The 14288-nt window shown below is 34.9% G+C and carries 19 protein-coding genes, 1 other RNA gene and 1 other annotated feature; of the genes, 13 read left to right on the forward strand and 7 right to left on the reverse strand.

Annotation, left to right across the window (positions count from 1 at the left end; translation table 11 throughout):
* Positions 1 to 91: 91 nt before the first annotated feature.
* Complete coding sequence (locus tag SH601_RS09175; RefSeq protein ID WP_319957990.1) at positions 92 to 940, reverse strand: metallophosphoesterase; 849 nt, start codon at positions 938 to 940, stop codon at positions 92 to 94.
* Positions 941 to 1037: 97 nt separating this feature from the next.
* Here SH601_RS09175 and SH601_RS09180 point away from each other — a divergent pair, with 97 nt between their 5' ends.
* The 5 genes from SH601_RS09180 (at position 1038) to SH601_RS09200 (ending at position 4928) form a co-directional block, all read left to right on the forward strand.
* Positions 1038 to 2135, forward strand: a complete 1098-nt coding sequence (locus SH601_RS09180) for an MGDG synthase family glycosyltransferase (RefSeq protein ID WP_319957991.1) — start codon at positions 1038 to 1040, stop codon at positions 2133 to 2135.
* Between the two features lie 144 nt (positions 2136 to 2279).
* Complete coding sequence (locus SH601_RS09185) at positions 2280 to 2834, forward strand: SLOG family protein (RefSeq protein ID WP_319957992.1); 555 nt, start codon at positions 2280 to 2282, stop codon at positions 2832 to 2834.
* Between the two features lie 69 nt (positions 2835 to 2903).
* Complete coding sequence (gene gpsB / locus SH601_RS09190) at positions 2904 to 3191, forward strand: cell division regulator GpsB (protein ID WP_319957993.1); 288 nt, start codon at positions 2904 to 2906, stop codon at positions 3189 to 3191.
* Positions 3192 to 3271: 80 nt separating this feature from the next.
* Positions 3272 to 3665, forward strand: an RNA gene (gene rnpB, locus SH601_RS09195) — RNase P RNA component class B.
* A 126-nt stretch (positions 3666 to 3791) separates the two neighbouring features.
* A complete protein-coding gene (locus SH601_RS09200) occupies positions 3792 to 4928 on the forward strand; it encodes a THUMP domain-containing class I SAM-dependent RNA methyltransferase (RefSeq protein WP_319957994.1) in 1137 nt (378 codons plus the stop codon).
* 53 nt (positions 4929 to 4981) lie between these two features.
* Here the strand turns inward: SH601_RS09200 and SH601_RS09205 are convergent, their stop codons facing one another.
* Entirely contained in the window at positions 4982 to 6187 is a 1206-nt protein-coding gene (locus SH601_RS09205; RefSeq protein WP_319957995.1) for an MFS transporter, read from the reverse strand.
* Positions 6188 to 6249: 62 nt separating this feature from the next.
* Positions 6250 to 6505 (reverse strand) — a binding site (T-box leader).
* Between the two features lie 176 nt (positions 6506 to 6681).
* Between SH601_RS09205 and SH601_RS09210 the strand changes: the two genes are divergently transcribed.
* Positions 6682 to 6957, forward strand: a complete 276-nt coding sequence (locus SH601_RS09210) for a DUF6123 family protein (RefSeq protein WP_319957996.1) — start codon at positions 6682 to 6684, stop codon at positions 6955 to 6957.
* On the opposite strand, the gene SH601_RS09215 is transcribed toward SH601_RS09210, so the two are convergent.
* The 3 genes from SH601_RS09215 to SH601_RS09225 form a co-directional block, all read right to left on the reverse strand.
* Positions 6958 to 7350 (reverse strand): ribonuclease HI family protein, encoded by a 393-nt coding sequence (locus SH601_RS09215; RefSeq protein WP_319957997.1) that lies wholly within the window; start codon positions 7348 to 7350, stop codon positions 6958 to 6960.
* A 20-nt stretch (positions 7351 to 7370) separates the two neighbouring features.
* Complete coding sequence (locus tag SH601_RS09220) at positions 7371 to 8057, reverse strand: queuosine precursor transporter (protein ID WP_319957998.1); 687 nt, start codon at positions 8055 to 8057, stop codon at positions 7371 to 7373.
* A 150-nt stretch (positions 8058 to 8207) separates the two neighbouring features.
* Positions 8208 to 8408: a cold-shock protein gene (locus SH601_RS09225; RefSeq protein WP_058307618.1), complete on the reverse strand. Its 201-nt coding sequence runs from the start codon at positions 8406 to 8408 to the stop codon at positions 8208 to 8210.
* 370 nt (positions 8409 to 8778) lie between these two features.
* Between SH601_RS09225 and SH601_RS09230 the strand changes: the two genes are divergently transcribed.
* Positions 8779 to 9630: a DUF72 domain-containing protein gene (locus tag SH601_RS09230; RefSeq protein ID WP_319957999.1), complete on the forward strand. Its 852-nt coding sequence runs from the start codon at positions 8779 to 8781 to the stop codon at positions 9628 to 9630.
* On the opposite strand, the gene SH601_RS09235 is transcribed toward SH601_RS09230, so the two are convergent.
* On the reverse strand, positions 9622 to 10707 hold the full coding sequence (locus SH601_RS09235) for a C40 family peptidase (protein ID WP_319958000.1): 1086 nt from the start codon (positions 10705 to 10707) through the stop codon (positions 9622 to 9624). The two genes, SH601_RS09230 and SH601_RS09235, sit on opposite strands and share 9 nt — an antisense overlap.
* A 121-nt stretch (positions 10708 to 10828) precedes the next feature.
* On the opposite strand from SH601_RS09235, the gene SH601_RS09240 reads away from it, so the two are divergent.
* The 6 genes from SH601_RS09240 (at position 10829) to SH601_RS09265 (ending at position 13918) form a co-directional block, all read left to right on the forward strand.
* Positions 10829 to 11782 (forward strand): thymidylate synthase, encoded by a 954-nt coding sequence (locus SH601_RS09240; RefSeq protein ID WP_319958001.1) that lies wholly within the window; start codon positions 10829 to 10831, stop codon positions 11780 to 11782.
* 13 nt (positions 11783 to 11795) lie between these two features.
* On the forward strand, positions 11796 to 12290 hold the full coding sequence (locus SH601_RS09245; protein WP_319958002.1) for a dihydrofolate reductase: 495 nt from the start codon (positions 11796 to 11798) through the stop codon (positions 12288 to 12290).
* Positions 12291 to 12379: 89 nt separating this feature from the next.
* Positions 12380 to 12553: a twin-arginine translocase TatA/TatE family subunit gene (gene tatA, locus SH601_RS09250; RefSeq protein ID WP_319958003.1), complete on the forward strand. Its 174-nt coding sequence runs from the start codon at positions 12380 to 12382 to the stop codon at positions 12551 to 12553.
* Between the two features lie 40 nt (positions 12554 to 12593).
* A complete protein-coding gene (locus SH601_RS09255; protein WP_319958004.1) occupies positions 12594 to 12767 on the forward strand; it encodes a twin-arginine translocase TatA/TatE family subunit in 174 nt (57 codons plus the stop codon).
* A 154-nt stretch (positions 12768 to 12921) separates the two neighbouring features.
* Positions 12922 to 13674 (forward strand): twin-arginine translocase subunit TatC, encoded by a 753-nt coding sequence (gene tatC / locus SH601_RS09260; protein WP_319958005.1) that lies wholly within the window; start codon positions 12922 to 12924, stop codon positions 13672 to 13674.
* 22 nt (positions 13675 to 13696) lie between these two features.
* Positions 13697 to 13918, forward strand: coding sequence for a YozE family protein (locus tag SH601_RS09265; RefSeq protein ID WP_319958006.1), 222 nt, complete (start codon positions 13697 to 13699; stop codon positions 13916 to 13918).
* 9 nt (positions 13919 to 13927) lie between these two features.
* Here SH601_RS09265 and SH601_RS09270 read toward each other — a convergent pair whose 3' ends face one another.
* Positions 13928 to 14284 carry a YolD-like family protein gene (locus SH601_RS09270; protein ID WP_319958007.1) on the reverse strand — a complete coding sequence of 119 codons (357 nt, stop codon included), beginning with the start codon at positions 14282 to 14284 and terminating at the stop codon, positions 13928 to 13930.
* Positions 14285 to 14288: the final 4 nt, after the last annotated feature.

Consider the following 14288-nt stretch of genomic DNA (forward strand, 5'->3'; position numbering starts at 1 on the left):
GAGGCTTTACTTAATAACACGGTAAGCCTCCATATCTATCATGTATAGTCATGCTTCTTATGAATCATACTAAGTGTACTATTCCATTTGCTTAACTGACTGAATGAGTATGAGCTTTCTCGTTTTGAAGAGCGAATTGATGAAGCGTTATTTCAGGTAAACTACCGATTCGGATGTTGACACCTGTTTGTCCCATACCTTCGCTAATATAAAATCGACGTCCATCATGTGTATGAAGTCCTTTAATCATATTCATTTTTACCAATTTACCCATTTTAGCAAGGTGGTATGCTTTGGGATAACAAATTTGTCCGCCATGAAAATGTCCAGCTAATAAATAGTCAAAATCAAATTGTTTCATTTCTAGTACGATATTAGGATCATGAGTGAGTACTAAATTTGTACCATGGTGAAGATTGGAAAAGGATTGCGTTAAATCACTCCGGTTTGTACTAAAGTCATCAACACCGATAATATTTACAGGATGTTTATCTACATAGATTGTTTCATGATTGTTTTGTAAAACATGACAATTATAGGTTGTCAGTGTATTCACTAGTGTTTGTAAGTCTTTCCCTTTCAAGACATAATCATGATTTCCAAGCACAGCATATATACCATACGTAGGGTTTAGCTTGTCCAATACTTGTAAATAAGGTATAAGTTTAGGAATTGTTCGCTTTCGATCTAGAAAATCACCCGTTAATGCAATTAGATCTATCTTTTCATTACTTAGCTTTTGGTAAAGTTGCTCAGCAGAGATAGATATATTCTCCAAATGCAAATCAGACAAATGTAAAATAGTTAACAACGATTGATTTGTTGAAGCATTATTGTTTATGTTAATTCGTCTGATCATAACGTTTTTCGTGTTATTGTATGCTTTGACTAAAAAGGTTGTAAGGAAGAAAATGAAAAGAATTAGTAATAATAGATACATGGTATCCCTCCTCTTCTTTTCATTATACAGGCTATTCTTCAAAATAGTGACGGTAATTAATGGGGAAATAACCAAACGATTAATGTAGAGGTGTATTATGAAAAAAGTTTTAGTGCTTCCATTCTTAACAATACCTTCTGGTCATCATCATGTAGCAGATGCAATGATTGATCAGCTTCAATTATCAGATCCGACGATCCAATGTGAGAAGGAGGAGATCTTTTCCTATAGTTACGGAAAAATAGAAAAGATCGTCTCCAACATCTATTTACAATGGATTCACTTATTTCCCCAAGTATATAACTGGCTATATCAAATCAGCGTATATAAAAAGGTAGAAAAACCGAAAAAATTTCGAATCTATCAACTATTATTTTTAACTCATATGAAGAAACTGATCAAAGAAAAGCGGCCTGACTGTATAATCTGTACGCATGCACTACCATCATTTATGCTTAATGTGTTGAAAGAACAAGGTGAAGTGCAAATTCCTGTCGTTAATGTATATACTGATTTTTTTATTCACCGTTTTTGGGGAGTCAACCAGATTGATCTTCATTTCGTATCTTCTATAGAAATGAAGGAATTACTTTTAAAAAGAGGAATTGCTGCAGAGAAACTAAGATTTACTGGAATTCCAGTTCATCGGCAAATTACATTGAATCAATCGGCAATTAATGGGGGGAACGATTCTTTATCTATTATGGTCACTGGTGGGAATTTAGGGGTGGGTTCCCTTGATAAATTGATTAGCAATTTACAACCGGCTGGCCAAATTACTTATTACGTTTTGTGCGGTAAAAATAAGCAGTTATTACAACAATTAAAAAGAAGAAACAATAGCCATATCATCCCATTAGATTACATTGCATCGAGAAAAGAAATGAACGATTTGTATGATGCAATGGACGGTATTTTAACAAAACCTGGTGGTGTAACGATTAGTGAATGTATTACAAAGAGAAAACCAACATTTATTTATGATGCCCTACCAGGACAAGAAGTGATCAATTTAGAACAATTGCAACAGTTAGGTGTGGTTATTAATCTGAAAAGCTGTAAGGATGTGGAACAGCAGGTTCTTCAATTTTTTCATCATAATGAAAAATTAAACAATACATTTTCTAAACTTGACAACTATCACAAGCAGTTAACAAATGAAACCATATCCGATATCTTGAAAACAATTATGTAACGTTTCGCAACTACTTGTGCGAAGCGTTTTTGACTCATAAGTAGAGATTATTGTTCTAATGCTAGAATATAATACTTATTTGTTTTATACTACAAAGTACAGAACCTTTTACTAAATGACTATTCTCGAATAAAGGTAGTGTGAATGTTGCGAGTTATAACAGTTACAGGTAACAAACCGTCCGAATTAACCATCCGAAATGAAAAAGATCCGCGGATAAAGTATATTAAAGTTGCCTTAAGAGGGCGGTTAGTTTCACTGATTGATGATGGATTAGAATGGGTTATTATGTCTGGCCAAATGGGAATTGAACTATGGGCTGCACAGGTTATTTTGGAATTAAAAGAAGAGTATCCGATTAAGTTAGGTATATTTCCGCCATTTTTAGAATATGAATCTAGATGGCCGGATATTTATCAAGAATCATTTTTACAAGTGATTGAACAAGCTGATTTTTATCAACCTCTATATAATGAACCATATAAAGCACCTTATCAGTTTATTAATAGGGATAAATGGTTAATTGACAAGACAGAGGGTTGTCTTATGCTTGTAGATGAAGAATATCCAGGTAGTGCAGGTTATTTACTTGATAAGATGAAAAAGAAAGCAGATCAAGAAGATTATCCAATTGTATACATTACACCAAACGATTTAGAAGAAGTTGTTAGAGAAGAACAGGAGAATAACCTATACTAATGGAATAGAAATTGACAATTTCTATCTTTTTTGAAAAAATAATAAGTACTATTAAATGGGGTGGAAATAATGGCAAATCAGCTAATTGGCAAAGATATTTTAGAGAAAAATTTCAAAACAGCAATGAGAGGTTACAACCAAGAAGAAGTAGATGAGTATTTAGATGTTATTATCCAAGATTATGAATATTTTTTAGAAGAGATTACGCGTTTACAACAAGAGAATGATCGACTGAAGAAGCAATCTGATCATAATCGTGCTCGTCCGAATCCATCTAATCACCAAGTGAATTATGATATATTAAAACGACTATCCAATTTAGAAAAGGCGGTATTCGGAAATAAATATGAGGAATAATCTCTCATATTATCTCAAGTTATCCATTGACTATTAAAAAAATCATGATACAATAATGTAGGCTTAAATATTTGAGGATGAATGTTGAAGTAATCGCTGCGCATGTTTAAATGTGTAGAGGAAAGTCCATGCTCACACAAGCTGAGATGCTTGTAGTGTTCGTGCTTGACGAATTCATAAGTCAAGGTAGCCTTATGTGGGTTAACGGCAGGGAAAGCATCTACGTCTTTGATATGATGTTAATACCTTGAAAGTGCCACAGTGACGTAGCTAAATGGGAAACTATTTAGGTGGAACGCGGTAAACCCCTCGAGTGAGCAACCCAAATATTGGTAGGGGCATCTTCCTTTAGGGAATTCAACCGAACGAAGGACAAGCATATCTATTGATTTGCTTGTAGACAGATGATTACACCTTTGGTACGAGGCTGACCACCGTTTGTAGTACGACAAGGACAGAACATGGCTTACGGACATTCATTCAGGTCGCAACTAAACATGTTAACCCCTTTTTTCATAAAAGGGGTTTTGTTATACATATAAGAGGTAAAGATAGAATAGAGTATCTTTCATACAGAAGGAAATAGGAAGGATTTGACATATGAAAAATAATGTTACCTTAATTGCAACAGCAGCAATGGGGTTAGAATCAATTGTAGCAAATGAAGTACGCCAATTAGGATATGAGGATGTAACCGTTGAAAATGGTAAAGTAATCTTCGAAGCAGATCATCAAGCAATTGCACGTTGTAATTTATGGTTAAGAACAGCGGACCGTGTAAAGCTCTTAGTTGGTGAATTTGAAGCGAGAACATATGATGAATTATTCGAAGGAACAAAGGCCTTACCATGGGAACAGTTTATTCCTGAAGACGGAAAATTTCCTGTGACAGGAAAATCACATAAATCAAAGCTCTACAGTGTACCTGATTGTCAAGCTATTGTAAAAAAAGCAATTGTAGAAAAGTTAAAACGTAAGCACGGTGTAGCTAGTTGGTTACAGGAATCAGGATCAGAATACAAAATTGAAGTGGCACTTTTAAAAGATAAAGTAACATTAACATTGGATACATCCGGTGCAGGTCTACATAAACGAGGGTATCGTGTTGGACAAGGTGATGCACCACTTAAAGAAACTTTAGCGGCAGCATTAGTGCAATTAACCAATTGGCGTGTTGATGAACCATTTTATGATCTATTCTGTGGCTCAGGTACCATTCCCATTGAAGCAGCATTAATTGGCCAAAATATTGCACCGGGCTTTAATCGTGCATTTGCGGCTGAAGAATGGGATTTTATTAACTCAACGGTTTGGGATAAAGCGTTAGAAGAAGCAGAAGACTTAGCTAATTACGATCAACCACTAGCAATATATGGATCAGATCTTAATCCTAAAATGGTGGAAGTAGCACGTGCAAATGCAATGGAAGCGGGCTTAGCAGACTTAGTTGATTGGAAACAAATGCAAGCAACAGATTTCCATTCTAAAGAAGAAAGAGGCTATATTGTTAGTAATCCACCATACGGAGAACGTTTAGGTGATAAAGAGCAAGTAGAGGCGATGTATAAAGACCTTGGAGCTACGCTAAGAGATTATCCAACATGGAGTATCTATATTCTTACCGCAAATGAAAAGTTTGAAGAGCTGTTTGGTCAACAAGCTTCTAAAAAAAGAAAGCTATTTAATGCGTTTATTAGAACCGATTATTATCAATACTTCGGCAAGAAAATAAAATAATAAACAAATAACCTCGCTTCGTAGTATGAAAGCGAGGTTATTTTTACATCTTTTTATTTAGCTATTACTGTATTATTGCTTTTACCTACGACAGACCTCCAAGTAAAGATGGCTAATAGGATAAAACTAAGTGAACCTATCCATCCTACTGAGCGTATAGAAGTTAATTCGGCAGACAAACCGATTACAGCTGTTAACAGAATAATAAAAACTGCTTCCACGATACTAAATAAACTCCCAAATCTCCCCATCATTGTTACAGGTACATGATTTTGATAAAACGTTAAGTAGCCAGTATTGGCAAATGTTAAGGCGAATCCAATAATAAAAGTACTAATGGAAGCACTGATAAACCCTTGTGAGCTGTACAGCATAAGATAACCAATCGATGTAATAGCAGTCCCGAAACGAATAAGCAGGTTGATTTGTAACTGGTCAGCGAAGAAGGTGTTGATCATTGACCCTAATATAATACCAATTCCAAAGATGCTTAATAAAAAACCGTAGTTGGTATCAGACAAGCTAATCACTTCTTTAGCAAAAGCTGCTTCTAATGAATCTATTGCAGTCATGAATATTGTCATACCACAAAATAATAGATAGATTTTTGTGATAAATAGATTCGATTTGCTAAATTGATAAACGGAGTGGAAATCACGTTTAATCATTTGCCAAGAGAGCTTTTGTTTGTCAGCAGATTTGACTGTCGAATCTACATTGGGAAGAAACGTTATCAGTAATGCTGATAGGAACAGTGCAAGTGCATTTACGTATATAGCAGTATATGGAGTCCCAAGCCAAAATAGAAATCCAGCTATCGTAGGTCCTAGCAATGTACCACAAGAATTGATAAAACTTCGTAATGCATTAAATCTTTGGCGATTTTCCTTAGGAATTAACTTTGTCATATAAACCATTGAAGTTGGTTCAAACATTGCACTACCTATGTTTATCATAAAAGCTAGCAGATAAATGGCCAACATAGAAGGTGAAATAGGGATAATAGCAATACATACAGCTCTAGCCATATCTAAACAGAGCATTAACCTTCTAGAATTAATCCGATCTACAAGGCTCCCTGCCCACAGGTTCGAAAAAATAGTAGCAATAGGGGATAACATATAAAGTAAAGCTACTGCAAATGGAGAGCCTGTTTCTTTAAGTATAATCAAATTTAAAGCAATCAAATAAACCCAACCGCCTATATTAGAGATACCTATTCCGCCTAGTAATAATAAGCTGTATTTGTAATGATTCATCTTGCATTCACTCCTATACTCTTTTTTAGTTAAATAAAAAAACGCCCCCAAGATATTAGAATCTTGGGGGCGTTTTTCGCGGTGCCACCCCAGTTTATTTTCACCTTTTAGGTAAAAATCTCACTCAGTGAAAGTAAACAAATCTTTACACTGTACTTGATAACGAAAGAATTCGATATATTATCATTATGAGGTTACATAAATCCAATATATAGCTCCAAGTCTTGTTTCGACATATATTATATCCCTCATTTTCAGCGGACAGAGGTCTCTGTTGATATAATGGTATATGTGTACTTTTCTCTTCATTGCTTTATAGTGATTAAATTTGTTCTTTATTCTATAATATGTATAACAGAAAGTAAACAAGAAATTTCCATTGTTCTGATTAAATATTCTGAATTAATAGAACTGCTAGACTTCTTGTCGAAAAGAATCTATACTAATCGGTAAGTATCAATTTTCTTTTCACAGAAAAAAAAGGATGGTTAGTAGTGAGAGACAACGAAAACTTGGCTTATTTCTTAGAGCATTTATGGTCAAAAGGGTTTAAGCTATCAGACGAAGAAGTTCATTTTGTATATTTTGGTCATAAATATACGAATACCTCTGTAAAACATGTCAAGTTGGCATTATCTTTTACATTGCAATTACAAATGACATTTGACCGAAGTTTTTATATTAGTTTACTAGAATTGTTTAATCGGCATAATATTGAGGATAAAAAAGAGGCCATCCTGCTGCTTGAGCAAAATGGCTTAATGGGTTAATTACCTATTTGCTTGGAGGGCTTTACGTGCTAAGTTATCAGCATGCTTATTTTGCTTTTCAGGAATCCACTTCATAAAAAAGTAAGGAAAAGAGTTGGATAGTTCATTTATTTGGTATAAATATGGTTGAAATATCTCGTTCTTCGTATAATTCTTTTCTACCGTATCAACAACTACTTTTGCATCTGTTCGGCAAGAGATGATTTCGTTAGGAAATCGTTCTTGGCATATGTTCAAAGCTTTGATAACTGCAATAAATTCAGCTTCGTGATTGGAATATTTTCCAATCAATTGATGCTCTTCGATGTAGTCTTGTCCGGCTTTTATAAAGATTCCAATTGCACTCGGGCCGGGATTACCTTGGCTAGCTGCATCAGTATATACTTCAATCATCGTATTCCCCCTACGATTTTTTATTTATGTTCTATTTTAGGTTTCATTTTCTTCGCAATATAGAAGAATGGTGTGTCTAAAGCAGATACGGCAAACTTAATAACATAAGTCGTAAATAGAATACTTAGCCATACATTAAATTCATGCACATTATAAAATGCGATAGAGCAGAAAATAAGCGTATCAATGAATTGACTAATCATCGTACTACCGTTGTTACGAAGCCACAAATATTTATCGGAAGGAAACCATTGCTTAATCTTTCCAAATATCCAGACATCGACATATTGACTAAAAATAAATGCAAGCATACTTCCTAGCGCGATGTTAGGGATAAGGCCAAAAATCGTGTCTAATGACGCTTGAGAAATATCATCTGCATGCGGGGTGAAGCGTAAGACGAATTGCATGAAAACGGTCATAATCAACAGGGAAGCAAATCCCATCCACACCGCTTTTTTAGCTTCTTTTTTGCCATGGTTTTCATTTAATATATCTGTCGCTAAAAAGATAGTACCGTACGTAATGTTACCTAATGTGGCAACCAGTCCTACCATTTCTACTGTTTTGATGACTTGTATATTGGCAATTACCGTTGACATACCAATCCATACAAACAATCCAGCCTTTCCAAATATGCGATACATCATTAATAATATCGCAAAGTTAACAATTGCGAATATAATCCATAATAATTCGTTTGGCATTATAAGTGCCTACCTTTCTTTCATAAATACTATTTTGCAGTCAATAAATAAAATTACCATAAGTGCAGTATTTATGTAAACATTAAAGCATCTATAACCACATATAAAGGCGATGATTATTAATAATCATCGCCTTAGCTCATTTTACAATTATTTTTTTTCCACATTTGCAGCTTGTGGGCCTCTTTCACCTTCCACAATTTCAAATGTTACTTCTTGCCCTTCTTCAAGCGTTTTAAAACCTTCTTGTTGGATGGCGGAGTAATGTACGAATACATCATTTCCTTCCTCCAATTGGATAAAACCATACCCTTTCTCTGCGTTGAACCATTTTACTACACCGTTTTCCATGCTATCGTTCCTCCTAAGACCTTTCACGCAAAAAACGTGTTAATAATAGAATACAAACAAGATGATGGCTAAATAAATAATGAAAAAGGTAGCAACTATAGAAGTATAGGATCACTATCTCCCTTACTTCTTTATAGAAGCTACCTGATAATAATGAATCCCAAACATCTTCTTTGCTTGGTACTAATATAGCTTATTTTACCAATTTCGTCAAGATTTACAGTAGGTGTAAATCCTTTAAACACGCGTAGTTAACCCTTTTCAGAAATGTGTCAACATGGTATGGTAGTTGTAGTGTTTTTTAGCAAGTATAGACTTGCTATGCTTGCTGAGAAAACTAGATTCGAATTAGTTACTAGAGGTGTTATGATTGTCTATATTAATTGGATTAACTGGTTGGGGTGATCACTCTACACTTTATCAAACGAATAAAGATAGACAAAACAAATTAGCTGCTTATAGCGGACACTTTCCGGTTGTAGAAATTGATAGCTCGTTTTATGCGATCCAGTCTGCTGATAATTATCAAAAATGGGTAGATGAGACACCAAGCTCCTTTTCTTTTGTTATTAAAGCATACCAAACGATAACAGGTCATGACCGAAAAGCCTTAACAAACCGCGAAGCGAAAGAATTAGTAGATGCGTTTGTCGAGTCTATTCAACCGGTATTGAAGGCCAATAAGCTAAATACGGTTTTGCTTCAATTTCCACCATGGTTTGATCTGAAGCAGCGTAATATTGCTAAAATAAAAAAAATCAAGCAGTGGATGGGTGATATTCCAATAGCTATTGAATTTCGGAATCGAACATGGTTTGAGGAGAATGAACCGTTAACGTTACGTTTTCTTCATGAGTTAGGTGTAACACATGTGATCTGTGATGAACCACAAGCAGGTATTGGATCGATTCCGACTGTAGTGGCCACAACGAATGACCGTGTATTAATTCGATTCCATGGTAGAAATGTCCACGGTTGGAATAATCACGGTCAAGAAAATTGGCGTGAGGTTCGCTTTTTGTACCGTTATAATGAGGCGGAATTACAAGAGTGGGTGAAAGAAATCCAACAGCTTGAAAAACAAGGGAAAGAAGTAACCATTTTATTTAATAATAATTCAGGCGGAGATGCAGCAGATAATGCTAAACAACTAATCGATCTTTTACACATTACTTATCAAGGGTTACATCCAAAGCAAATCGATTTTTTTGATTTACTTTAAGGAAACACGTTTAGCTCCTAAGTATCGCTCAGACCAGTAACTAACACTCAATTCTGTTATTTCTACTCCATTTGATGCGCCGGCATGAATGAATTTTCCGTCACCTAGATAAATGCCGGCGTGTGATGGACCTGGTTTATATGTTTCAAAAAAAACTAAATCACCTACAGAAGGTTGATCAATCGGTATTGTTGCATTCCAGATTTCACTTACTGTTCGAGGTAAGCTAACACCTAGCTCTTGAAAGACGTATTGTAAGTAGCCACTACAATCAAAACCAGATGTCGTTGTTCCACCCCACACATATGGAACACCAATATGTGACTGAGCAGACGAGATGATTTGATTAGTTGATAGGTCCGTGTTCGTTTGTTCCGCATTCTTTTCCTCTTCATTTGGTTTATTTTCTGGTTGTGATGATTCTGCTTGTATCTCTTGCTCCTCTAATTCATGGACTTCTTCTACTGTGTTCTCCATTTCTGTTGCTGCCACTTCCACTTCCACTTCAGGTGTTTCTACTGTTACTTGTTGTACCTCTGTCTCTATATGATGTATTTCTACACCAATATCTTGTTTATACGCTTGTAATGCTTTTTCTGACTTACCACCAAAAATACCGTCAATTTCAGCACGATAGTACCCATAGTAAAATAATGCTTCTTGTACTTTCTTAATATCTTCACCTGTATCTCCAAGTGAAAAGTCTAGTTCCTGTTCTTTTAATATTTTTTCATGATATGATTCTTCTCTGTCAATAATAGTTTTAACAGTTTCTTTATCAGCTTTTCCAGTCTCTTCGAGCAGATGCTCTTTTTGGAATTTCTTCAGTGCATATTCCGTCAAAATGCCAAACTCGCCATCAACGGAAGTATCATAATAGGATAGTTTTTGTAGTTTGTGCTGCAACATGCTTACCGATTCATGCTGCATGCCGAATTCTAGCATGTCAGATTGCTCTAATATTTCATTTTGCATGAGCGGGTAAACATCGACATAAAAAGAAAAGGGCTGACTAAAGGCAAAGCCGTATGCTACGGAGTGTTTTACTACTCTAGTTAATTGGTCTTCTAACAACATACAACAACCCCTCCTTGAAATAATTACTTACAGAAAAATTTATGTTAAAATGGGGGAAATATGATTTAATATTTTATTTGTTACGCATTTGTAACAAATGTTTTAGGAAGGAAGTAAAAAGATGTCATTAAGTGAAGAAAATTATTTAGCGTTATGTAGAAAAGTGCTTGTAGAAGGTACAAAGAAAGAGGATCGCACCAATACAGGTACTTTATCTATTTTTGGTCATCAAATGCGTTTTGATTTACAGGAAGGATTTCCGCTACTAACAACAAAGAAAGTTCCGTTCCGCTTAATTGTTAGTGAATTATTATGGATTATGAAAGGTGATACTAATATCCGTTATCTACTACAACATAATAATAATATCTGGAACGAATGGGCATTCAAAAATTGGGTGGAAAGCGATGAATACGATGGTCCTGACATGACAGACTTTGGTAATCGTTCTTTAACGGATGCTACATTTAAAGAAGCATATGATAAACAAATGGACCGTTTTAAGCAAAGCATATTAGAAGATGAGGATTTTGCTAGTAAATTCGGAGACTTAGGTTCTGTTTATGGTAAACAATGGCGTTCTTGGCAAACAACTCGAGGTGATATGATTGATCAGTTAAAAGAGGTTGTAGAAGCGATTAAGAATAATCCTTATTCAAGAAGGCATATTGTTTCTGCTTGGAATCCTGAAGATGTACCAAGCATGGCGTTACCTCCATGTCATACATTATTCCAATTTTATGTAGCGGATGGCAAGCTTAGTTGTCAACTGTATCAACGAAGTGGTGATATTTTCTTAGGTGTGCCATTTAATATTGCCAGTTATGCATTATTAACATTATTAATTGCCAATGAATGTGGCTTAGAGCCAGGTGAATTTGTCCATACATTCGGTGATGCACATATTTATACGAATCATACCGAACAGGTAAAAACACAATTAGAACGAGAACCAAAAGCATTACCGACTGTTTCGATTAAAGAAGGAGTATCATTATTTGATGTGGAATTAGAAGATATTACACTGGAACATTATGATCCACATCCAGCTATAAAAGCGCCAGTAGCTGTATAAAAGGAGGGGTACGATGATTTCATTATTATTTGCAATGGACAAAAATCGTGTTATTGGTAAAGACAATCGATTGCCTTGGCGTCTGCCAAATGATTTAAAGTTTTTCAAAGAATTAACTACCTCTCATTCAATTATTATGGGACGGAAAACATTCGATTCAATGAAAGGCCCATTGTCAAACCGAGAGAATATTATTTTAACTACTAATAAGGATTTTGCATATGAAGGCTGCAAGGTTATTCATTCTATTGATGAGTTGAAAACAATGTGTACACAAGAACCAGATAAAGAATGGTTTGTGATAGGTGGCGAAGTTCTATTTAAACAAGTATTAGATTTTGCTGATCGTATTTATATGACCTATATTGATGAAGCGTTTGAAGGGGACACGTTCTTCCCTGAATTTGATGAGAATGAATGGCATTTAACAAAGAATGAAAAAGGTATAAAGGACGAGAAGAACGTTTATGATTATTACTTTCTACAGTATGATCGGAAAACAAAATAATTTTTCTTCGATATAAAAGACAACCATAGAAAATCATGGTAAGATAACAGATAGTGATAGGATGATTCTATATAAAGGGGAGTTCAACTATGCCATCAGCTATTGGTTTTCCTGGCTTAATTTTAATCTTAATTATTGCACTAGTCATTTTTGGTCCAAAGAAATTACCGGAGATCGGTAAAGCTGCAGGACAAACATTACGTGAGTTCAAGAAATCGACACGTGACTTAACAGATGAAGACAAGGTTAAAGAAGATAAATAAAATGTAAAGTTGGCTCAATAGACTGAGTGAGGTGAATGTCATGTTTTCTAATATCGGGTTTCCAGGCCTAATTCTCATTTTAATTATTGCATTAGTTATTTTTGGCCCTTCTAAATTGCCAGAGATCGGTAAAGCGATTGGTAGTTCTTTGCGCGAATTTAAGAAAGCTACTAATGACATAATGGACGAGGATAAGGACAAATCTGATAAATAAGAAAGAAACGTACAAAGGCTGGACCAAAATGAGATGGAAGAATGAACATTTGGGTAATATTCACAACATCTGTTGTGATCCAATTATTTTTTCCATACTTTTGTGTTCCAACCTTTTTTCTTGCATCAGCTATAGGGATGAAGGGGCGTTAAATATGGAGCAAGATAAATCGTTACCAAATGAGAAAGAAATGGCTTTTCTGGATCATTTTGCAGAATTACGCAAGCGTTTATTGTGGACTGTACTAGTATTTGTGTTGTTTTTTGCTGCAGGTCTTTATTTTGTAGAAGAGATTAGAAATTTCTTTCTTCGCGACATCGATCTGACATTAAATTTAATTTCTCCAGAGGAAATTATCTGGATTATTTTTATGATTGCGTTTGTTGTTGCCTTTGCGGCAACTTTACCTTTCTTGTGTATACAATTATGGTTATTCGTTCGTCCTGGTCTAACTAAAAAAGAACAACGGGTATCGTTAATATACATACCAGTTATTTTTATGTTGTTTTTATCTGGTTTAGCATTCGGGTATTTTATCTTTATTCAATTAATTTTACCGTTCGTTTTATCATTGAATGATGGCATATTTGACACGATGTTTACGGTAGAAAACTATTTCCGCTTTATATTCCGTGTTACATTCCCATTTGCGATATTTTTTGAGGTGCCCGTTATTACCATGTTCTTAACTAGTTTAGGGATTGTTACCCCTCAATTTTTAAGTAAAACAAGAAAATATGGTTATTTTATATTAGTAATAATCGGTACGATGATCTCACCACCTGATTTTATTTTGCAAATCGTTGTAGCGATACCGTTAATTATTTTATATGAAATCAGTATTGTTTTATCACGGACTGTTTATCGTAAGAAACAGGCAAAACATGAAAACTTTATGGAAACCTAATACAAAGGATTTGAGCATAGATATGAAGTCTTTTTATCAATTTATGATGCGTTATCGAGGAAATAAGCAAATCGATCATGCCCGAAAGTTAGCGGATTGGATGTTTTATGACCATGACTTTCCTAAGCATTCTCATGATTATTATGAAATTAGTAGCTATTTGGAATGGCATGCTCCATTTCCGGAGGCTATTGCGACATATGATGAAGTATGGGAAGAATATAAGGAAGAAGCAAAGCCATGAGTGTATGATTTACTCATGGCTTTTCCTAATCACTGAATCACTGATTATTTCAATTGCTGTCACGTCCTGAAAGTAAAGCTGAAGCGTTATAGAATCTTGCCTAATTGCTATCTTTTTTTCTAATGGCAGTAATGCATGAATAGTACCGATACTTTCATATAATGTGTCATTTTTATAATAAGTAATGACTACTTGTTGTTTCGTTATTACAGCTTGTTGTAAAGTTTGTTCCAGATCATTTATATCATCTTCGCTTAAAATGGGCTTTTGTTTTTTGGTATCGTTCGTATAAAATTGCTGTAGCATTTCCACATGTTCTGGCAACATTAACGAAGACCATTTTCGTTTACCTCGATCATGGATCAACTGA

The organism is Gracilibacillus pellucidus, from assembly GCF_033949965.1.
GTDB lineage: Bacteria > Bacillota > Bacilli > Bacillales > Amphibacillaceae > Gracilibacillus > Gracilibacillus pellucidus.

Excerpts from the sequence above, each read along its gene's own strand:
- SH601_RS09225 (WP_058307618.1), bottom strand. The coding sequence starts at position 8,408 with ATGGAAAACGGTGTAGTAAAATGGTTCAACGCAGAGAAAGGGTATGGT.
- SH601_RS09200 (WP_319957994.1), top strand. The coding sequence starts at position 3,792 with ATGAAAAATAATGTTACCTTAATTGCAACAGCAGCAATGGGGTTAGAA.
- SH601_RS09185 (WP_319957992.1), top strand. The coding sequence starts at position 2,280 with ATGTTGCGAGTTATAACAGTTACAGGTAACAAACCGTCCGAATTAACC.
- SH601_RS09265 (WP_319958006.1), top strand. The coding sequence starts at position 13,697 with ATGAAGTCTTTTTATCAATTTATGATGCGTTATCGAGGAAATAAGCAA.
- SH601_RS09240 (WP_319958001.1), top strand. The coding sequence starts at position 10,829 with ATGTCATTAAGTGAAGAAAATTATTTAGCGTTATGTAGAAAAGTGCTT.
- SH601_RS09205 (WP_319957995.1), bottom strand. The coding sequence starts at position 6,187 with ATGAATCATTACAAATACAGCTTATTATTACTAGGCGGAATAGGTATC.
- gpsB (WP_319957993.1), top strand. The coding sequence starts at position 2,904 with ATGGCAAATCAGCTAATTGGCAAAGATATTTTAGAGAAAAATTTCAAA.
- SH601_RS09245 (WP_319958002.1), top strand. The coding sequence starts at position 11,796 with ATGATTTCATTATTATTTGCAATGGACAAAAATCGTGTTATTGGTAAA.
- SH601_RS09175 (WP_319957990.1), bottom strand. The coding sequence starts at position 940 with ATGTATCTATTATTACTAATTCTTTTCATTTTCTTCCTTACAACCTTT.
- tatC (WP_319958005.1), top strand. The coding sequence starts at position 12,922 with ATGGAGCAAGATAAATCGTTACCAAATGAGAAAGAAATGGCTTTTCTG.
- tatA (WP_319958003.1), top strand. The coding sequence starts at position 12,380 with ATGCCATCAGCTATTGGTTTTCCTGGCTTAATTTTAATCTTAATTATT.
- SH601_RS09180 (WP_319957991.1), top strand. The coding sequence starts at position 1,038 with ATGAAAAAAGTTTTAGTGCTTCCATTCTTAACAATACCTTCTGGTCAT.
- SH601_RS09220 (WP_319957998.1), bottom strand. The coding sequence starts at position 8,057 with ATGCCAAACGAATTATTATGGATTATATTCGCAATTGTTAACTTTGCG.
- SH601_RS09255 (WP_319958004.1), top strand. The coding sequence starts at position 12,594 with ATGTTTTCTAATATCGGGTTTCCAGGCCTAATTCTCATTTTAATTATT.
- SH601_RS09215 (WP_319957997.1), bottom strand. The coding sequence starts at position 7,350 with ATGATTGAAGTATATACTGATGCAGCTAGCCAAGGTAATCCCGGCCCG.
- SH601_RS09235 (WP_319958000.1), bottom strand. The coding sequence starts at position 10,707 with ATGTTGTTAGAAGACCAATTAACTAGAGTAGTAAAACACTCCGTAGCA.